Source organism: Roseateles sp. So40a (assembly GCF_048081605.1).
Classification (GTDB): domain Bacteria; phylum Pseudomonadota; class Gammaproteobacteria; order Burkholderiales; family Burkholderiaceae_C; genus Roseateles.
The window spans coordinates 5,595,780-5,613,959 of record NZ_CP182288.1 but is presented as its reverse complement, the minus strand read 5'-3'; the positions used below and the strand labels follow the sequence as shown (position 1 = coordinate 5,613,959).

At 71.4% G+C, this 18,180-nt stretch carries 17 protein-coding genes; 9 read left to right on the top strand and 8 right to left on the bottom strand.

The window, feature by feature from the left end:
* The first annotated feature begins 84 nt into the window (after positions 1 to 84).
* The 3 genes from ACNI65_RS25535 (at position 85) to chrA (ending at position 2,042) form a co-directional block, all read left to right on the top strand.
* Complete coding sequence (locus tag ACNI65_RS25535) at positions 85 to 264, top strand: hypothetical protein (RefSeq protein ID WP_416760350.1); 180 nt, start codon at positions 85 to 87, stop codon at positions 262 to 264.
* Position 265: 1 nt separating this feature from the next.
* Positions 266 to 577: a hypothetical protein gene (locus ACNI65_RS25530; protein WP_416760349.1), complete on the top strand. Its 312-nt coding sequence runs from the start codon at positions 266 to 268 to the stop codon at positions 575 to 577.
* A 124-nt stretch (positions 578 to 701) separates the two neighbouring features.
* Positions 702 to 2,042: a chromate efflux transporter gene (chrA, locus tag ACNI65_RS25525; protein WP_416760348.1), complete on the top strand. Its 1,341-nt coding sequence runs from the start codon at positions 702 to 704 to the stop codon at positions 2,040 to 2,042.
* Positions 2,043 to 2,062: 20 nt separating this feature from the next.
* Here the strand turns inward: chrA and ACNI65_RS25520 are convergent, their stop codons facing one another.
* Positions 2,063 to 5,026, bottom strand: a complete 2,964-nt coding sequence (locus ACNI65_RS25520) for a triple tyrosine motif-containing protein (protein WP_416760347.1) — start codon at positions 5,024 to 5,026, stop codon at positions 2,063 to 2,065.
* A gap of 337 nt (positions 5,027 to 5,363) precedes the next feature.
* Here ACNI65_RS25520 and ACNI65_RS25515 point away from each other — a divergent pair, with 337 nt between their 5' ends.
* A complete protein-coding gene (locus ACNI65_RS25515; protein ID WP_416763704.1) occupies positions 5,364 to 5,966 on the top strand; it encodes a response regulator in 603 nt (200 codons plus the stop codon).
* A gap of 67 nt (positions 5,967 to 6,033) precedes the next feature.
* On the opposite strand, the gene ACNI65_RS25510 is transcribed toward ACNI65_RS25515, so the two are convergent.
* The 3 genes from ACNI65_RS25510 to ACNI65_RS25500 form a co-directional block, all read right to left on the bottom strand.
* Positions 6,034 to 6,456: an organic hydroperoxide resistance protein gene (locus tag ACNI65_RS25510; RefSeq protein ID WP_416760346.1), complete on the bottom strand. Its 423-nt coding sequence runs from the start codon at positions 6,454 to 6,456 to the stop codon at positions 6,034 to 6,036.
* An 82-nt stretch (positions 6,457 to 6,538) separates the two neighbouring features.
* Positions 6,539 to 7,600 carry an alpha/beta fold hydrolase gene (locus ACNI65_RS25505; protein ID WP_416760344.1) on the bottom strand — a complete coding sequence of 354 codons (1,062 nt, stop codon included), beginning with the start codon at positions 7,598 to 7,600 and terminating at the stop codon, positions 6,539 to 6,541.
* A 10-nt stretch (positions 7,601 to 7,610) separates the two neighbouring features.
* Positions 7,611 to 8,474: an alpha/beta fold hydrolase gene (locus ACNI65_RS25500; RefSeq protein WP_416760342.1), complete on the bottom strand. Its 864-nt coding sequence runs from the start codon at positions 8,472 to 8,474 to the stop codon at positions 7,611 to 7,613.
* A gap of 243 nt (positions 8,475 to 8,717) precedes the next feature.
* Here ACNI65_RS25500 and ACNI65_RS25495 point away from each other — a divergent pair, with 243 nt between their 5' ends.
* From ACNI65_RS25495 to ACNI65_RS25475, 5 genes are all read left to right on the top strand, one after another.
* A complete protein-coding gene (locus ACNI65_RS25495; RefSeq protein WP_416760340.1) occupies positions 8,718 to 9,407 on the top strand; it encodes a TetR family transcriptional regulator in 690 nt (229 codons plus the stop codon).
* Between the two features lie 162 nt (positions 9,408 to 9,569).
* Positions 9,570 to 10,427, top strand: a complete 858-nt coding sequence (locus ACNI65_RS25490) for an FAD binding domain-containing protein (RefSeq protein ID WP_416760338.1) — start codon at positions 9,570 to 9,572, stop codon at positions 10,425 to 10,427.
* Entirely contained in the window at positions 10,420 to 13,272 is a 2,853-nt protein-coding gene (locus ACNI65_RS25485) for a molybdopterin-dependent oxidoreductase (RefSeq protein ID WP_416760336.1), read from the top strand. Before ACNI65_RS25490 ends, ACNI65_RS25485 begins: the two co-directional genes overlap by 8 nt.
* Positions 13,273 to 13,310: 38 nt before the next feature.
* Entirely contained in the window at positions 13,311 to 13,562 is a 252-nt protein-coding gene (locus ACNI65_RS25480; protein WP_416760334.1) for a DUF3311 domain-containing protein, read from the top strand.
* Positions 13,559 to 15,040, top strand: a complete 1,482-nt coding sequence (locus tag ACNI65_RS25475) for a sodium:solute symporter family protein (protein WP_416760332.1) — start codon at positions 13,559 to 13,561, stop codon at positions 15,038 to 15,040. Before ACNI65_RS25480 ends, ACNI65_RS25475 begins: the two co-directional genes overlap by 4 nt.
* Here ACNI65_RS25475 and ACNI65_RS25470 read toward each other — a convergent pair.
* The 4 genes from ACNI65_RS25470 to ACNI65_RS25455 all read right to left on the bottom strand — a co-directional run bounded on the left by ACNI65_RS25470 (position 14,976) and on the right by ACNI65_RS25455 (position 18,090).
* Positions 14,976 to 15,380 (bottom strand): response regulator transcription factor, encoded by a 405-nt coding sequence (locus ACNI65_RS25470; protein ID WP_416760331.1) that lies wholly within the window; start codon positions 15,378 to 15,380, stop codon positions 14,976 to 14,978. The genes ACNI65_RS25475 and ACNI65_RS25470 overlap by 65 nt on opposite strands.
* Complete coding sequence (locus ACNI65_RS25465) at positions 15,380 to 16,066, bottom strand: response regulator transcription factor (RefSeq protein ID WP_416760330.1); 687 nt, start codon at positions 16,064 to 16,066, stop codon at positions 15,380 to 15,382. Before ACNI65_RS25465 ends, ACNI65_RS25470 begins: the two co-directional genes overlap by 1 nt.
* A gap of 144 nt (positions 16,067 to 16,210) precedes the next feature.
* Positions 16,211 to 17,368: a thioredoxin family protein gene (locus tag ACNI65_RS25460; protein ID WP_416760328.1), complete on the bottom strand. Its 1,158-nt coding sequence runs from the start codon at positions 17,366 to 17,368 to the stop codon at positions 16,211 to 16,213.
* A 5-nt stretch (positions 17,369 to 17,373) separates the two neighbouring features.
* Positions 17,374 to 18,090, bottom strand: a complete 717-nt coding sequence (locus tag ACNI65_RS25455) for a hypothetical protein (protein WP_416760327.1) — start codon at positions 18,088 to 18,090, stop codon at positions 17,374 to 17,376.
* Positions 18,091 to 18,180 lie beyond the last annotated feature (90 nt).

Genomic DNA, 18,180 nt, shown 5'->3' with positions numbered 1-18,180 from the left:
TTGGGGTTCCTCCGCCTCGGCGCGGCCCGGTCGCCTGATGAGCATGCCGACCACTTCCACAGTCAGCCTTTCAGGAACCCGCCCATGGACATGACGGTCAATGCAGCCCAAGCGGACATGCGACGCGGCTATTACAGCGGCGCCACGGGCATCCTCGCCTCGGCCATCGAGCTCGTGTTCGCCGCGCTGGCCATCCTGCAGCACCGCCGATGGGCGCGTCCGGACGGAGCATCTGACCTGACGGCGATTCAGGGCGCGGCTTGAGATGGCCTTCAACCTGACCCATCGCCACGGCGACATGTCCCCGGGCAACGAGCGCACGGACTTCTCCGCCTTGCTGCGGGAACTCGACGATCGCCCCGAGGATGAGGAACACAACTCGGTCGCCGTCACCCATGAATCGGAATGGTGCCTCTCGGTCTCGCGCGGCGGCTACGTCGTCTTCGAGCATCTGGAAGACGGCGGCGAGCGGCACATGCGCGATGTGCCCGCGAGCCAGGTGATCGCGCTGTGGCGCAGCCTCGCCGCGGGCGACATCGCCCAGCTGGAATCCGAGCCGTGGATCCAGGGCTATTGATCGACGCAGGCTGACTGCCCTCCGTGGTCTACTCCGCCCCAATCGCGAGCCGCGAGGCGCTCGGCGAGGGAGGAGAACGGATGAGTGAACTCAAGCTGCGCCATCACCGTCTGGGGGCATTGGCGTGACACCCGGCCCGGTCACGCGCGCCGAAGCCTTCCGGTTCTGGCTCAAGCTCGGCTTCCTCAGCTTCGGCGGCCCCGCCGGCCAGATCGCCCTCATGCATGAGGAGCTGGTCGAGCGCCGCCGCTGGATCTCCGAGCAGCGCTTCCTGCACGCGCTCAACTACTGCATGGTCCTGCCCGGCCCCGAGGCGCAGCAGCTCGCCACCTACATCGGCTGGCTGCTGCATCGCACCTGGGGCGGCATCGTCGCGGGAGCGCTCTTCGTGCTGCCCTCGCTGGTCATCCTGATCGCCCTGTCCTGGGTCTACATGGCCTACGGCAACGTCCCCGCCATCGCCGGCGTGTTCTTCGGCATCAAGCCCGCGGTCACGGCCATCGTGGTCCATGCCGCATGGCGCATCGGCACCCGCACGCTCAGGAGCCCGTGGCTGTGGGGCATCGCAGCCGCGGCCTTCCTGGCGATCTTCGCGTTGAACCTCCCCTTCCCGCTGATCGTGCTGGCGGCCGGCCTGACCGGATGGCTGGGCGGCCGCTACGCGCCGGCGCATTTCCGGGGAAGCACCGCGCACAGCGCCAACGCTTCCGCGCACGGACCGGCGCTGATCGACGACGACACGCCGACCCCACCCCATGCGCGCTTCAGCTGGGCCCGCGCATTCCGCGTGCTGGCCACCTGCCTGACACTGTGGGCAGTGGCGATGGGCGCCTTGATCGCGCTCTTCGGCTGGTCAGGCGCATTGGCGCAGATGGGCTGGTTCTTCACCAAGGCCGCGTTCCTGACCTTCGGTGGCGCCTATGCGGTGCTGCCCTACGTCTACCAGGGCGCTGTCGAGCAGTTCCATTGGCTGACCGCGCCGCAGATGATCGATGGCCTGGCCTTGGGCGAGACCACGCCCGGCCCGCTCATCATGGTGGTGGCCTTCGTGGGATTCGCCGGTGGATGGAATCACGCCCTCTTCGGCGCCGACGCGTTGCTCCTGGCCGCCGCCGTGGCGGCCTGCGTGGTCACGTTCTTCACCTTCCTGCCGTCGTTCCTCTTCATCCTGCTGGGCGGCCCCTTCATCGAATCGACGCACGGCAAGCTCCAGTTCACCGCACCGCTGGTCGCGATCTCGGCCGCCGTCGTCGGCGTGATCGTGAACCTGGCGGTGTTCTTCGCGATCCACGTGCTGTGGCCGCAAGGCCTGCAGGGCCGCTTCGAATGGATCGCCGCCGCGATCGGTCTGCTCGCCGCGGTGGCGCTGTTCAGGTTCAAGGTCAATGTGATGGCTGTGGTGATCGTCGCGGGCGTGGCGGGATTGCTCGTGCAAGGCCTCCATGGAATCCAAGCGATGCCCTGATCGGTCCATCGCGCAGCGGCTCACCGCCTCCTCATCCTCACCCTCACCACCGTCCCCTTCCCCGGCGCGCTCTCGATCACCAGCCGCGCGCCCAGCGCCTGCGCGCGCTCGCGCATCGACGCCAATCCCAGGTGCCCCGGCCTTCCATGCGCGGCCAGCTCCGCGCTCATGCCCGTGCCGTCGTCGCGCAGCTCCGCGCGCAGCCACCACCAGCCAAACCGCCAGCGCATCGTGATCCGCTGCGCATGCGCGTGCCTGAACGCGTTCAGCAGGGCCTCACTGAAGATCAACCGCAGCTCGTCCTGCACCGCTGGCGCCAGCCGACGCTCTCGCCCCCGGACCTCCATCCGGAACTCGCCGTCGTAATCGCGCGCCAGCTGCGACGCGATGTCCTCCAGCGCCCTCGTCAGGCTGCCGCCGCCATCGCCTGTCCCGCGCAGCGCCATCACGCGGCGCCGGCTCTCGTCCAGCACCTCGTCGGCCATCGCCAGGTCCACATGCATTGCCGCGCGCACCGGATGGTCCGGCGGCAGCTGCGCCGAGTGCGCCTCGATCCGCAGGATCAATCCCTGCACGCCCTGCAGCAACGTGTCGTGCAGCTCCCGCGCGATGCGCTCGCGCTCGGCCATGCGCGTGCGGACCTGCTCCCGCGCACGCCGCGCCGCCTGTCGCAGCCGCAAGCGATGCAGCGCCCAGATCAGCGCCGCCGCCGCGACCACGCACAAGGCGCGGAATGCCGCCGTCTGATACCAGGCTGCCGGGATGACGATGTCCTGCACCGCCTCCTCGCGCGCCGCGATCCCGTCGTTGTTGATCGCCAGCACCCGGAAGCGGTAACGCCCCGGCGCCAGGCTGTTGTAAACGGTCTCGCGCCGCGTGCCCGCATCGCGCCACCGTGTGTCCACCCCATCCAGTCGATACCGGAAACGCACCCGCTCCGGAATCGCCAGGCTCGCCGCGGAGAAACGCAGCTCCATCATGTCCGCATGCCGCGGCAACTCGATCGTGCCGCCCGGCGCGTGATCGACGCCGTTGGCCCGCAGCCCAGTGATCCGCACCACCGGCGCCACCGCGTTGCGACGCGGCTGCTGCGGATCCAGCCAGGCCACGCCCGTCGTGCCGGCGAACCACAAGCGCCCATCCGCCGCCTCCACCACGCTGGGCTGCGGCCAGAACGAGGTCGCGCTGCCCGGATAACCGTCCAGCGCATCCAGCACCTCCGCCCGCAGCGGATGCCGCGTGTCCGCCAGGTAGAGCTCGAGATCATCCCGGCGCACATGCACCGCGCCCTTGCGCGCGTTGAACCACAGGTCGCCATTGGCCGTCTCGGCGATGCCCGACACCCCGGCCAGCGTCTCCTGCCCCTCGGCCTTCAGCGGCAGGAACCGATCGCCCCGCAGCAGGCTGACACCGCCATCGCCCGCGATCAGCACCCGTGATCGGCCCGCGAAGACCAGCCGCACGTCACCCACGTCGATGCCGTCAGCGGGTCCGAAGCGCCGTGTCTCCTCACCGCGCCAGCGCCACAGCACGTTGTCCTTCAGGCCGAGCCACACCGTGTCGTCGGCGCCCGCGGCCACCGCCGCCTCCGCCGAGGCCTCCACGCCCGGAAGCACCACCGGCTGCCAGCGCGCGCCATCCCAGCGCTGCACTCCCGCGCGCTGGAAGGCCACCACCACGCCGTCACCCTTCGGGGCGATGCCGTTGACCCAGCGTTCACCGACGGCCGACGGACGGGGGATCTCCTCCCATCGCGCGCCCTCGCGCCGCCACAGACCGGCCGGACCCCCCATCCACAAGCGACCCGCGCGATCGCGGCCCATCGCGTTGATCTGCGCCCCCGGCCCGGCCACCGGCTCGCGCACCGACGCCGTTCCCGCCACGCGCCACACTGTCGAGCCCACCGGCGAAAACGCCGCCACCGTCACCGCGCCGTCGGGCTCGGCCGACAGCGCGTAGTTGCTCGTCGCGCGCGGCATCGGCGCCGGCACCAGCGGCGCGCGCCGGAAGCGGTCCAGCCCCGACTTGGTCGCCACCCACAGGCTGCCCTCGGCATCCTCCAGGATCATCATTCCGAAGTCGCCCGAGAGCCCCTCGGGCGCCGCCATGCGCTCGGACTCGGCCTCCAGCGGCAACCGATCGCCCTCGGGCGGCCACGGCAGCTTGCGCCGGCACAGACCGGCCGGGCAGAACACCGTCCACAGATTGCCTTCACGGTCCGCCACCGTCGACGACCCACGCCGCGTCGCCAGCAGCGGATTGCGCGTGACGGGCACCTGCGACAGCGCCGGCGCCTTGCGCATCTCTTTCGGATAGACCAGCCACAACTCGCCGCGCAGGACCTGCAGGCTTTGCGCGCCGCTGCAATCGCCGCCGTCGCGGAAGTGCGTCTCGCCCTGCGGCAACGCCTTGAGCCGGTTGTCGTCGCAGACCCAGACCGTGCCGCGGCCATCGGCCTGGATGCCCGAGATCGACGTCGACGCCAGTCCCTGCGCGGCACCCATGCGGTCCCAGCGCTGGCCGTCGAAGCGGAACAGCTCCGACGTCCCGCCGGCCCACACCGTGCCGCCGGCGCCCTCGGTGATGTAGCGGATGCGCGCGGCGCCGGCCGGTTCGGATGCGGGCACGCGCCACGCCTGGCCGTCACGGATGCGCACCAGTCCGCGCGGGAAGAACGCTGCCCAGAGATCGCCGTTGGACATCGACACCAGGCGCCCGACCGCGGTCGAGGGGAACAGCTCCGGCGACACCGGCCGGAAGCGCTCGAAGCGCACGCCGTCGAAGGACGTCAGACCGTTCGGTCCGCCCATCCAGAGCAGGCCGTCGGGCGTCTGCGCCATCGCCCAGGTCTCCATCGGCACGCCGTCGGCGGCATTCCAGGAGCGGTGATGGAACTGGTCCAGGCGCAGGTCCCGATCCAGCGCCCGCGCGGGCATCGCGACCAGCGCCAGCGCCATGCCCGCCGCAGTCGCCACAGCCGCCATGGCAGCCGCCAGCGACGTCCCGAGCCGCGATCGCCAGGCACGTCGCGGACGCGGTCGGGCCGCATCGAGTCCGGGAGGAAGGGCGGAAGTCACACGGGGAGTCGGCATTCGAAAGAGGGAGCCGGGGAGGCATCGCCCCACCCGACCGGGCGAGACGCTAGCAGAACTTTGGAAGGCGCACGCGGCGACCGCGCGACGAGCGGAGCTAACTCTTTCGAGGGAGCCGATGGCCGGTCACTCGACCCGGACTGGCGGGTCGGGCTACGCTTCGCCCCTGGCATTCCTTGCCCGAGCCTGTGTGACCGACCCCGCCCTGCCCCTTTCGCCCATCACCGTGATGGCCGTCGACGACCATGCGCTGATGCGCAGCGGCATCGCCACGGTCATCGACGCCGAGCCCGACATGCGCCTGGTCGCCGAGGCGTCCACCGGGCTGGAGGCCGTGTCGCGCTTCCGCCAGCACCAGCCCGACGTCACCTTGATGGACCTGCGCATGCGCGACATGGACGGCATCGAGGCGATGACTGCCATCCGGCGCGAGTTCCCTCAGGCCCGCATCGTCATCCTGACGACCTTCCCGGGAGACTTCCAGGCCGTGCGCGCGATGAAGGCCGGCGCGGCGGGCTACCTGCTCAAGGGCCTGCTGCGCACCGAGCTCGTCGAGACCGTGCGCAACGTCCACGCCGGACTGCTCATGATGCCGCCCGTCATCGAGGCCGCCATCGCCGAGCACGCCGGCAGCCGGACGCTGTCGCTGCGCGAGACGCAGGTGCTGCGCCTCGTCGCGCTGGGTCACGCCAACAAGGAAGTGGCCGAGAACCTGTCGCTCACCGAGGAAACGGTGAAGGTCCACATGCGCACGATCCTGGGCAAGCTCTCCGCCAAGGACCGCACGCACGCGGTGACCATCGCGCTGAAGCGCGGAATCATCGAGCTCTGACATCGAGCCCTGAGCGACACGGGCCTCGCGAACGAGGCCCGCATCGATCACCGCGCTGCGCTGCGGATCACGCCACCGTGAAGGCGACCTCGATGTTGCCGCGCGTGGCCAGCGAGTACGGGCAGATCTGATGCGCGCCGTCGACCAGCGCCCACTTCTGCGCCTCGGTCAGGCCGGGCAGCGTCACATGCAGCTTGGCCGCGAGCGCGAAGCCGCCGTCGGCCGTCGTGCCCAGTGAGATGTCGGCCTGGATCGAGGCGTCGTCGGGCACGCGAATCGGCTCGGCGGTCTTCACGCGGCGCATCGCGCCCATGAAGCAGGCAGACCAGCCCACGGCGAGCAGCTGCTCGGGATTGGTGCCGGCGCCGCCGGAGCCCGGCAGGCTGAGCCTGACGTCCAGCGCGCCATCGCTGGACTTGCCGGTGCCGTCGCGGCCGCCGGTGGTCAGCGTGGAGCCGGTGTAGAGAACCTTGTCGATCGTGCGGGTCATGGAGAACTTCCTGATTCAATGAAATGCGTGAGATGCGGGAGGGGCAACAAGCCGCGCGCGGCCTGGGCCGCGCGCGTGCCGATCACCACTGGGCGACGTCGATGACCGCCTTGGCGAAGTCGACCGGGGCTTCCTGCGGCAGGTTGTGGCCGATGCCGCCGGTCAGCTCGCGGTGCTCGTACTTGCCGGTGAAGCGCGACTTGTAGGCCGCCGCGGGCGGATGCGGCGCACCATTGGCGTCGCCTTCCAGCGTGATGGTGGGCATGCCCACCGTCTGCACCTTCGCCAGTCGCGCCTCCAGCGCCGCGTACTGCGGATCGGGCTCGGCCGCGCCGATGCGCAGGCGATAGTTGTGCACCACCAGCGCGACGTGGTCCGGGTTCACCAGGCTCTCGGCGCAGCGGTCGAAGGTGGCGTCGTCGAAGTTCCACTTCGGCGAGGCCTGACGCCAGATGAATTTCGCGAAGGCCTTGAGGTTCTTCTCGTAGCCGATGCGGCCCCGCTCGGTGGCGAAGTAGTACTGGTACCACCACGAGAACTCATCGGCCGGCGACAGCGGCTTGAGCGCGCTGCTCGGATCCAGCACCAGGAAGCCGCTCACCGACACCAGCGCCTGGCAGCGCTCGGGCCACAGCGCGGCCATCACGCAGGCGTTGCGCGCGCCCCAGTCGCAGCCCGCGAAGATGGCCTTGCGGATGCCCAGCGCATCCATCAGCGCCAGGCCGTCGGCCGCCAGCGCGGTCTGTTGCGCCGAGCGCGGCGTGGCCGCCGACAGGAAACGCGTCGTGCCGTAGCCGCGCAGGTGCGGCACGATCACGCGGAAGCCTCGCGCCGCCAGGATCGGGGCGACGTCCTCGTAGCCGTGGATGTCGTAGGGCCAGCCGTGGAACAGCAGCACCGGCGTGCCGTCGCGCGGGCCGATGTCGATGTAGCCGATGTTGAGCGGGCCCGCGTCGATCTGACGCAGCGGGCCGAAGGCGCTGCGTCCTGCCGACGAGGGCAGGGGCGAAGCGGCCGAAGAGGTCGCCGAAGAGGTCGCCGGCGAGGCAGCAAACGCCTGGGCGCTCAGGCCCGACAGGGCCAGGCCGGCGCCGGACGCGGCGGCCAGCGACAGGAAGTCGCGACGGTGGGTATCGGTGGTCATGACGGGCTCCTCATTCAGCGGACTTGGCCGCGGTCTCGATCAGCGCCGCGACCTCGTGCGCGTGGCTCACCATCGCGACGTGCGACGCGTTGGGAATCACGACGGTGCGGCGCGCATGGGCGCGTTCGGCCATCCACGCCATCGCGGCGGGCGGGATGTTCTTGTCCGCGCTGCCGTAGACGAAGTACACCGGGTGGTCCTTCCACGCGGTGCCCTGGCTGGGCTCCTTCAGCGCGGCCTCGGCCACCGGGCGCTGGCCCACGGCCATCAGGCGCGCGGCGTCCGGCTTCACATCGGCGGCGAACTGCTTGCGGAACTTGTCCTGGTCGATGTACAGGTCCACGCCGCCCTCGGGCAGCGGCACCGGCGCGGCCAGCGCCTCGCCCAGCGTGCCGCCGGGGAACTTGCCGGCCAGTTCGACGACGGACTCGCCCTGCTCCGGCGCGAAGGCCGACACGTACACCAGCGCCTTCACGCGCGTGTTGCCCACGGCGGCGGCGCTGATGACCGAGCCACCGTACGAGTGCCCGACCAGCACCACCGGACCGGCGATCTTGTCCAGCAAGCTGGCCGTGTAGCGCGCGTCACCGGAGACGCTGCGCAGCGGGTTGGCCACCGCGACGACCGGATAGCCCTTGCCGCGGAGCTCGCCGGCCACGCCGTTCCAGCTCGAGGCGTCGGCGAAGGCGCCGTGCACCAGCACGATCGTGGGCTTGGCGGCGTCCGCCTTGGACGCGGCGGGCTGGGCGTCCTTCGCGAACGCGGGACCGGCCGCGGACAGCGCGGCGGCAAGCGTCAGCGCGGAGAACGCGCCGAGCGCCGCCAAGGGAAACGCGCGCGGGGCACGCGTGGGACGGGAAGAAGATGAAGTCATGGGTCGCCTCTGCGGGATGCGGGGTGGATGCCGGCGGGAACGCTCTCCCGCCGCCTGTCCGCCATCAGAGCAAAGCGCCCTCGCCCGGCAAATTGAACCCGGGGGGTCCCGGCGGCATACCTTGGTAGGGGGCCCGCGCCGGTGCCGCGGGACTGCGGACAACACGGTTGCCGCTGCGCGGGACGGTGCGTATGATGTGGCCATTCATGTAGCGATCACTACATGAAAAGCATCAGGACAGACATGGTTCAGAAGAAGACTCCGGCCGTGCGCGGCACCGGCGTGCGCGAGGCCGCCGCCCAGGCCACCCGCGACAGCATCCTCAAGGCGGCGACCAAGGTGTTCGCGCGCTACGGCTACGACGGCGGCAGCATCGAGAAGATCTCCAGCACGGCCAAGACGCACGACCGGATGATCTATTACTACTTCGGCTCCAAGGAGGGGCTGTTCATCGCGGTGCTGGAGGGCATCTATCACCGCATGGACGAGGCCGAAGCCACTTGCGCGCCCGATCCCCAGCGGCCCGAGGAGGCGCTGCGGACCGTGATCCGCTTCAAGATCGCCTACTACCGCCGTCACCCCGAGTTCGTGACGCTGCTCAACACGGAGAACCTCCACAAGGGCAAACACGTCGCGAAGTCGGAGAAGGCGACCGAGTACTCCTCCCACGCCGTCGACCTCATCCGCGACATCCTCGAGGCCGGTGCCGCGCAGGGCCTGTTCCGCGACGACCTGCGTCCGCGCGACGTTTACCTGCTCATCGTCTCGGCGGCCTATTTCTTCACGTCCAACCGGCACACGCTGTCAGCCTTCCTCGGCGAGTCGCTGGAGTCCGACGGTGCCGTGGACGACTGGGAGCGATTCGTCACCGACAGCGTGCTGCGCGTGGTGCGGGCCGAGAAGTCCGACAAGCCCGGGAAGGTCTCTGTTTAGCGCAACGCTTCATCGCTCGCCCACGGCCTCGCGTTTTCCCTTGCGCGCTACCCCGTTCGAGGTAGCAGATCACCGTCGCCATCGGTGATGCGCCCGCATGGGAGAGGCAGTCCGGTCCTCGACTTGTAGGATGAATTCATCTGGTCCGGCCTCAGCGCCCCGATGAACTACTTCCGACCCACGTCCCTGGCGGACGCGCTTGCCGCGCTCGCCTCGCCCGCTGACAGGGGCTCGCCGCCGCCGCGCGTGATCTGCGGCGGCACCGATGCCTACGCCGATCCCGCCGACCGCTCGCCGGCCGCGGGTTGGATCGACATCGGCCATCTGACCGAACTGCAAGGCATCGCGCCGCGCGATGGCGACCTGCGCATCGGCGCGGCCACGCGATGGGACGTGATCGCGCGCTCGACGCTGATCCCCGAGGCGCTGCGCGAGGCCGCGCGTCAGGTGGGATCGCGGCAGATCCGCGTCGCGGGCAGCGTGGGCGGCAACCTGTGCCAGGCCTCGCCCGCGGCCGACGGCGTGCCGCCGCTGCTGACGATGGACGCCCGGGTGGAGCTCAGCAGCCGACGCGGCGTGCGGCGGCTTCGGCTCGATGAATTCCTGCTCGCCCGACGCCGCACCGCGCGCGCCGCCGATGAACTGCTCACCGCCGTCGTGCTGCCCGCCGCCGACACCGCCGGGCGCTCGGCCTTCGAGAAATGCGCCAATCGCGACGGCACCGCGCTGGCCGTGGTGTCCGCGGCCGTGCGCCTGCGCTGGAGCGATCGCGGCGTGATCGCGCAGGCCGCGATCGCGATCGGCGCGGCCTCCGAGGTCCCGGTGCGCCTGCGCGCGCTGGAGCAGCGCCTGGAAGGCGCGCGGCCGGAGTTCCTCTCGCGTCTGATCGACGAGGCGCGCTGGTCCGAGCTGACGCCGATCGACGACGTGCGCGGCTCCGCCGGCCTGCGCCGGCATCTGGCCCGCGTCGCCGTCGAGCGTGCCTGCGCGCGTTGCCTGCCGGAGGCCGTCCATGGATGAGCGCTGGATCGAGGTCAATGGCCGGCGCCATGCGCTGCCGGCGGACCCCGCCCGCACGGCGATCGACTTCCTGCGCGAGGACCTGCGCCTCACCGGCACCAAGGTCGGCTGCGGCCAGGGCGATTGCGGCAGCTGCACGATCGTCGTCGACGGCGAGCCGCGTTACGCCTGCGTCACGCCGGTCGCGCAGCTCGACGGACGCCGCGTGACGACGGTCGAGGGCCTGCCCGCCGCGAGCCCCTGCGGCGCGCGCTTGCAGCAGGCCTTGCTCGCGCATCAGGCCGTGCAATGCGGGTTCTGCACCCCAGGCATGCTGATGGCGGCCTCCGCGGCGATCGACGCGGGCGAGGTCCGCGATCGGGCCAGCGCCTGCGCCGCGATCGACGGCGTGCTGTGCCGCTGCACCGGCTATCGCAAGATCGTCGACGCCGTGCTGGAAGTCGGCACGGGCGCGCCCGCTCGCGCGCTGACGCCTCCGCCGCGCGCCGGCGAGGGCATCGCCGTGGGCCGCCCGTTGACGCGGCTCGACGGCGTGGAGAAGGTCGATGGCAGCCAGCAGTTCGGCGCTGACGGCATTCCCCCGGACAGCCTGTACCTGCGCGCGGTCCGCAGTCCGCATCCGCATGCCCGCTTCGTGCTGGGCGATCTCGACGCGTACGTGCGCGCGCATCCGGGTCTCCATCGCGTGCTCACGCATGCCGACGTTCCGGGCCGCAACGTGCATGGCATCGCGCCCGCCTACGCCGATCAGCCGGTGTTGCCCGCGGGCGAGGTCCGGCATCACCTGGAGGCGATCGCGCTGATCGCGGGTGAGCGCGAGGCCGTCGCCGCGCTGGATCTCTCGGCCTTCCCGGTCGAGTGGGAACCGCTGCCGGCCGTCTTCTCGATCGAGGACGCCGCCCGCGCCGGTGCGCCGCTGCTGCATCCGCAGCGCGCGGGCAACCTGCTGGTCGAGGGCCGCGTGCTGCGCGGCGACGCGGCCGCCGCGATCCGCGACGCGGCGCATGTCGTCACCGGGCGCTTCAGCTCGAGCTTCGTCGAGCACGCCTATCTCGAGCCCGAGGCCGGCTGGGCCCGCCGCGTGGGCGACACGATCGAGGTGCATTCGCCGACCCAGGCGCCGCATCCGCATCGCGAGGACCTCGCCCGCGTGCTCGGCGTGGCCGAGGAGCGCGTGCGCGTCGTGCCGACGGCGGTGGGCGGCGGCTTCGGCGGCAAGCTCGACATGACCGTGCAGCCACTGCTGGCGATCGCCGCCTGGCACCTGGATCGGCCGGTGGCGATCGTGTTCACGCGCGAGGAGTCGATGGCCTCGTCGACCAAGCGCCATCCGGCGCGCATCGTCTCGACGATGGCCGCGGACAGCGATGGCCGGCTGCGCGCCGTGGAATTCGACGGCGACTACAACACCGGTGCGTTCGCCTCCTGGGGCACCGCGGTCGCCAATCGCGTGCCGGTGCACGCGGGCGGGCCGTACCGGCTGGCGCATTACGCGGCGCGCGCCCGCGCGATCCACACGCACATCACACCGGCCGGCGCGTTCCGCGGTTTCGGCGTGCCGCAGACGACGATGTCGCAGGAGCAGCTCATCGACGAGCTGGCGCTCAAGGCGGGCTGGGACCCGCTGGAGTTCCGCGCGGTCAACGCGCTGCGTCCCGGCGACACGCTGCCCACCGGCCAGCTGCTCGACGACAGCGTCGGCCTGATCGAGTGCCTGGACGCGCTGCGCCCGCGCTGGGCCGAGGCACGTTCCCGCGCCGCGGAGCGCAACGCCGCCGCGCCAGCGCACCTGCTTCACCTGCGCCATGGCGTCGGCATGGCCGCCTTCTTCTACGGCTGCGGCAACACCGGCACACCCAATCCGTCGACGGTGCGCATCGGGCTGCGGCCCGACGGCACGCTGGTGCTGCATCAGGGCGCGGTCGATGCCGGCCAGGGTTCCAACACGGTGATCCCGCAGATCGCCGCCGACGCGCTGGGCGTGCCGATCGGCCGGCTGCACATCGTTGGCCCCGACACGCACCTCACACCTGACTGCGGCCGCACCTCGGCCTCGCGTCAGACCTTCGTCACCGGCCGCGCGGCCTTCCTGGCAGGCACCGCGCTGCGACGCCGCATCCGCGGCCTGCTGGACGCGCCCGAGGACGCCCCGGTCGTCTTCGGCCCCGGCTGGGTCGGCGTGGGCCGGCCCGGCGCCGTCCTCGACGCGAGCATCGCGATGAACGCCACGACGGGCACCACGATCGACGAGGACCACGAGGTCATCGCCCGGCTGTCGCTGCGCGAGCTCCCACTGGACGCGCATGGCTACGCGCTGTGCGCCGAGGAACGCTTCGATCCGCCGACGCGCTCGCTGGACATCACCGGCCAGGGCCGCCCCTATGCCACCTACGCCTTCGGCGCGCAGATGGCCGAGGTGGAGGTCGACCTGGAGACCGGCCGCGTGCGCGTGCGCCGCGTGGTGGCCGCGCACGACGTGGGCCGGCGCGTCAATCCGACGCTGCTCGAGGGGCAGATCGAGGGCGCGGTCGCGCAGGGCGTGGGCCTGGCGCTGATGGAGCAGTACCTGCCCGGACGCAACAACAACCTGCACGACTACCTGATCCCGACCGTGCACGACGTGCCCGAGGTCGAGACGCTGTTCGTCGAGGCGCCGACGCCCATCGGTCCCTACGGCGCCAAGGGCATCGGCGAACCCGCGCTCGTACCGACCGCGGCAGCGATCCTGAACGCCATCCACCACGCCACCGGCGCGCGCGTGCGCGAGGCGCCGGCCACGCCCGAGGTCGTGCTGCGCGCGCTGGCCGCGGCCGGGCGCAGCTTCCCACGCCAGGACGCCCGCTGATGCCGTCCGATCACGGCGCCCGCCCCCGAGGAACTCCGATGCGCCTGCACCGCTGGCTGGCCCTGCTGCCTGTGATCCACGCGCTGATCGGCGTGATCGCGGCCAACCGCGTCCATCCCTTCGTGGCGGGACTGCCCTTCTTCATGGCCTGGATCATCTCGGGCGTCATCCTCACCGCGATGGTGATGGCGCTGGTCTATCGGCTGGACTCGGCCAATCGTGCCGACGCTGATGCCGACGTTGATGCCGCGGCCAAGGCCGATGCCGATACCGGCAAGGCGCACCGATGAACGCGGCCCCGCTCGTCATCCTGCTGGTGCTGGCGATCGCGCTGTGGACCGGCCTGCGCGCGCGCCGCGGCGTGAAGATGGACCTCGCGCAATGGAGCGTGGGCGGGCGCGGTTTCTCGGCGCTGCTCGTGTTCGTGCTGATGGCCGGCGAGCTCTACACGACCTTCACCTTCCTCGGCGCCAGCGGCTACGCCTACGGTCACGGCGGCGCCGCGCTCTATATCCTCGTCTACACGACGCTGGCCTTCGTGATGTCGTACTGGCTGCTGCCGCCGATCTGGCGCTTCGCGCGGCAGCACGGCGCGATGACCCAGCCCGAGGTCTTCGCCCGGCTCTATGACAGCCCCGCGCTGGGCCTGCTCGTCGCCGCGGTGGCGCTGCTGGCGCTGGTGCCGTATCTGATCGTGCAGATGAAGGGGCTGGGGCTGATCGTGGAGCTGACCTCCTACGGCGCGCTGTCGCCCGCGGCGGCGGTCTGGATCGGCGCGAGCGTGATGACGGTCTACGTGATGCTCTCGGGCATGCACGGCTCCGCGCTGACGGCCGTCGTCAAGGACGTGCTGGTGCTCGCGGTGTGCGTGTTCCTCGGCCTGTACCTGCCCTGGCACCACCACGGCGGACTGGGGCCGATGTTCGAGCGCATCGAGGCGCTCAAGCCGGGCTTCCTCGCGCTGCCCGGCGAGGGCCGCAACGCCGTCTGGTTCGCGTCGACGGTCGCGCTGTCGGCGCTCGGCATGTACCTGTGGCCGCATGCGTTCAGCGCGGTCTTCACCGCCCGGTCCGAGCGCACCTTCCGCAAGAACGCCGTGGTCATGCCGCTCTACGCGCTGGTGATGCTGTTCTCGATGTTCGCCGGCTACGCCGCGGTGATGCAGGTGCCGGGACTCAGCGGCGGGCAGATCGACCTGGCGCTGCTGAAGCTGTCGCTGCAGACCTTCGATCCCTGGTTCGTCGGCGTCATCGGCGCGGCGGGCATGCTCACCGCGCTGGTGCCGGGCTCGATCATGCTGATCTCGGCCTCGACGCTGCTGGCGCGCAATCTCTATCGGCCGCTGTTCCCGGGCAGCAGCGACGCGCGGCTCACGCAGGTCTCGCGCCTGGCCGCGCCGGTGCTGACGCTCGTGGCGGTGCTGCTCACGCTGGGCGGCGGCGCCAGCATCGTCGCGCTGCTGCTGATGGGCTTCGGCATCGTCACGCAGCTGGCGCCGGCGCTGTTCGTGGCGCTGATCGTGCCGGGCCGCGCCCATCGCGCGGGCGCGATGCTGGGCATCGCCACCGGCGTGGGCTTCGTCGCGTGGACCGTGCTGACCGGCGCGACCACGCGCTCGCTGCTGCCGGGCGCGCCGGGCTGGGTGCATGACCTCAACGTCGGCCTGGTCGGCCTGGCCTTGAACCTGGTGGTGATGGCCGCGGTCACGCTGTCAATGCGCGCCGCACCCAGGCTTCGAGTTCTCCCGCGTCGACCGGCTTCTCGATGACGCACAACGCGCCCTGATCCAGCGCGCGGCGGCGCACCGCCTCGGAGGTCAGCGCGGTGATGAACACCGTGGGCACCGCGATCCCGTCCTGCTGCAGCCGCGCGAGCAGCTCGATGCCGTTCAGGCGCGGCATGTGGATGTCGCAGACCAGGCAGGCGATCGGGGGCGGCGCCTCACGGCCGGACTGCGCCTCCAGGAACTCGATGCCCGAGGCGAACGCGCGCGCCTCCCAGCCCACCGCGCGCAGCAGACTGCAGGTGGCCGCGCGGACGAAGGGGTCGTCGTCGACGATGGCCACGAGCTCGCGCGACGGCGCCGCGTGGTGGCCCGGCGTGGCCATCAGGCGGCCTCGCGGATGACGCCGATGGCCTGCATCTTGCGGACCAGCTCCGCCACCGAGCGCGAGCGCATCTTGCGCATCGCCTGCCCGCGATGGATCTTGGCGGTGATCTCCGCGATGCCCATCTCGCCGGCGATCTGCTTGTTCATGCGGCCCGTGGCGACATGGCCCAGCACCTCGCGCTCGCGCGGCGTGAGCGAGGCCCAGCAGCCGCGCACATCGTCCAGCGCGCGGTCCACGGCCAGACGCCGCGCATCCGCCTCCAGCGCGGCGACGACGGCGTCGATCATGTCCTGGTCGCGGAACGGCTTCTCGAGGAAATCCCGCGCGCCGGCCTTCATCGCGCGCACCGTCATCGGCACGTCGCCATGGCCGCTCATGAAGATCACCGGCATCGCGCCCAGCCCGCGGCTGGCCAGCGTCTGCTGGAACGCCAGGCCGCTCTCGCCGCGCAGGCGCACGTCCAGCACCAGGCAGGCCGCACCCGGGTTCTTGGGCGCGGCGAGGAAGGCCGAGGTCGTCGCGAAGTCGCGCGTCTCCAGCCCCATCGAGCGCAGCAGGCTGGCCAGCGAGGTGCGGATCAGGTCCTCGTCATCGACGATGTAGACGGTGCGACGCGCGGCGACGTCCGGCGTCGGCACGACGGCATGACCGGTCCGGGCCGGTGGGGAAATCAGGGACTGCATGACGGACACCTCGATGCGCTGGCGCGCAAGGTAGCAGAACAAACGGCGACAGGGACGCCCCGAAGGGCGTCCCTATACGCATGGATGAGGCGGTGCGCGCGCGTCGCACCGCCTCCTGCCGCAATGACGGCGATGGCAGCGATCTCAGCCGAAGGTGAAGGCATAGGCCCGCACGCCCGGGTCGAGGAAACGGATCTCGATGCGGCGGTCGCGCACCGTGCCGCGCTGCCGCACCAGCTGGTAGAGCCGGCTCGCGTCGACGCGCCCGTTGCCCTGCGCGTCCACGTCCAGCCCGTGCTCGTCGCCCGGCGGCTGGCCATCGAGGGTCAGCACGAAACGCGCGCCGTCCGGCGGACCGGCCATGACCAGGTGCGCGTCCCGCGCGTGGAACTTCAACGCGATCGCCCCGTCGGCATCCCGTGCCTGCGCGAACTCCGGCCCCACCGTCCACACGCCCGACAGCGCCCATTCGTTCATGCCCAGGCGGCCCACCGAGTAGCGCCGCGGCTGATCGCGCGCCAGCGCCTCGGGCGACGCCATCGCGCTCGCCTGCGCGTAACCGAGGTAGCTCTCGGGCGAGCGCAGGTTGTCCAGGTCCGCCGGCATGCCGATGCCGCCGAGGTCCGTGGCCACGGTGCCCGCGGGCATCGGTGCCTTGGCCTCGCGCAGCAGCGCCTGGATGACCTGCTCGGTCTGTGCCGCGCCGTCCTCGCCGAACTGGTGGTGACGTACGCGCCCCTGCGCGTCGACGATGTAGATCGCCGGCCAGAAGCGATTGCGCCAGGCCCGCCAGACCTGATAACCGTCGTCCAGCGCGATGGGGTAGCTGAGCTTCAGGTCCTTGATCGCGCGGGTGACATTGGCCGGGTCTTTCTCAAAGGCGAATTCCGGCGTGTGCACGCCCACGACCACCAGCCCCTGCCCCGCGTAACGCCGGGCCCAGGCGCGCACATGCGGCAGCGTGCGCAGGCAGTTGATGCAGGAGTAGGTCCAGAAGCTGACCACCACCACCTTGCCGCGCAGCCCGGGCAGGCTCAGCGGCGGGGTGTTGAGCCAGCCGGTGGCGCCGGTGAAGCCGGGCGCCACGCCCTCGACGGGCGGGGCCCCTGACGCGACTGGCGCGACTGATGCGCCTGGCACGCCCGGCGCGTTCTGCGCCGCGGCGGGCACGCCGGCCCCAAGACCGATCAGCATCGCGACCGCCGCGAACGAGCGCCGCGGACTGGCGGCGGCGCAGGCGCCGGCCGCGAGTCCGAGCGCCAGCGCGCAGGCACCGAGGGCGAGCAGGGCCAGCGTCTGCATCGCGTTCAGCCCTGTCCGCCCAGCGCCATCACCAGCGTCTGGTAACGGCCGTCGCGCTTGAGCTCCTCATACCGGGCGCGCGCGGCCTGGTGCGCTTCGGTGTTGGCGGAGGGCTCACCCTCGCTGCGGTCGAACGCGGCCAGGCCCGACTCGCGATAGATCTGCAGGTCGGCCAGCACCTGGGCGCGGGTCAGGGGCTTGTCCATCATGTCCATCATGGTCAGGTGGTCGTAACGCGCCTGCGCGGCGAGCAACGCGGCGGACTGGTTGGATTCCTCGCCGTCGCGGCGTTCCGCGTCGGCCAGGCCGGAGTCACGATACGCCTTCAGGTCCTTGAGCACGTCGGAGCGGCTCAGCGCCTGCATCTGCGCCACGGGCAGGCCGCGCAGCGCGAGGTAGCGCCGACGCGCCTCGCGCCAGGCGGGCGTGCCGACCTGGGACTGCGAGTCGTCGCGCTCCAGCGCGGCCAGGCCCGACGCGTTGTACGCGGCGAGGTCCTGCTCGACCTGGGCGCGCGTGAGCTGCGCCGGGGCATGCGCCGGGGCGCTGTCCTCGGTGGCGGCCGCGGCGTCGCCGGCGAAGGTCACCGACATCAGCCCGGCCAGCAACGCGCCGCCCAGCGTCACGGCCAGGACGAAGCGTTGCGAGGGCAGGCGCGCGGTGAGGCGCGAGGTCTGTTGCGATGTGGGGCGCGAACGGGTGATCAATGGGGACGGGTTCATCTTCAACTCCTTGGATCGTGACGCCCGGCGGCACGGGCCCGCCACCCTGTGCGGCGGCCCGCCGTCGGGACGGCGGATCGCGATGCGGGC

Bases quoted from the DNA above. Each gene is read 5' to 3' on its own strand.
- ACNI65_RS25505 (WP_416760344.1), bottom strand. From the start codon at position 7,600: ATGACCACCGATACCCACCGTCGCGACTTCCTGTCGCTGGCCGCCGCG.
- ACNI65_RS25530 (WP_416760349.1), top strand. From the start codon at position 266: ATGGCCTTCAACCTGACCCATCGCCACGGCGACATGTCCCCGGGCAAC.
- ACNI65_RS25500 (WP_416760342.1), bottom strand. From the start codon at position 8,474: ATGACTTCATCTTCTTCCCGTCCCACGCGTGCCCCGCGCGCGTTTCCC.
- ACNI65_RS25495 (WP_416760340.1), top strand. From the start codon at position 8,718: ATGGTTCAGAAGAAGACTCCGGCCGTGCGCGGCACCGGCGTGCGCGAG.
- ACNI65_RS25460 (WP_416760328.1), bottom strand. From the start codon at position 17,368: ATGCAGACGCTGGCCCTGCTCGCCCTCGGTGCCTGCGCGCTGGCGCTC.
- ACNI65_RS25515 (WP_416763704.1), top strand. From the start codon at position 5,364: ATGGCCGTCGACGACCATGCGCTGATGCGCAGCGGCATCGCCACGGTC.
- ACNI65_RS25485 (WP_416760336.1), top strand. From the start codon at position 10,420: ATGGATGAGCGCTGGATCGAGGTCAATGGCCGGCGCCATGCGCTGCCG.
- ACNI65_RS25520 (WP_416760347.1), bottom strand. From the start codon at position 5,026: ATGGCGGCTGTGGCGACTGCGGCGGGCATGGCGCTGGCGCTGGTCGCG.
- ACNI65_RS25535 (WP_416760350.1), top strand. From the start codon at position 85: ATGGACATGACGGTCAATGCAGCCCAAGCGGACATGCGACGCGGCTAT.
- ACNI65_RS25480 (WP_416760334.1), top strand. From the start codon at position 13,311: ATGCGCCTGCACCGCTGGCTGGCCCTGCTGCCTGTGATCCACGCGCTG.
- ACNI65_RS25475 (WP_416760332.1), top strand. From the start codon at position 13,559: ATGAACGCGGCCCCGCTCGTCATCCTGCTGGTGCTGGCGATCGCGCTG.
- ACNI65_RS25465 (WP_416760330.1), bottom strand. From the start codon at position 16,066: ATGCAGTCCCTGATTTCCCCACCGGCCCGGACCGGTCATGCCGTCGTG.
- ACNI65_RS25470 (WP_416760331.1), bottom strand. From the start codon at position 15,380: ATGGCCACGCCGGGCCACCACGCGGCGCCGTCGCGCGAGCTCGTGGCC.
- ACNI65_RS25490 (WP_416760338.1), top strand. From the start codon at position 9,570: ATGAACTACTTCCGACCCACGTCCCTGGCGGACGCGCTTGCCGCGCTC.
- ACNI65_RS25510 (WP_416760346.1), bottom strand. From the start codon at position 6,456: ATGACCCGCACGATCGACAAGGTTCTCTACACCGGCTCCACGCTGACC.
- ACNI65_RS25455 (WP_416760327.1), bottom strand. From the start codon at position 18,090: ATGAACCCGTCCCCATTGATCACCCGTTCGCGCCCCACATCGCAACAG.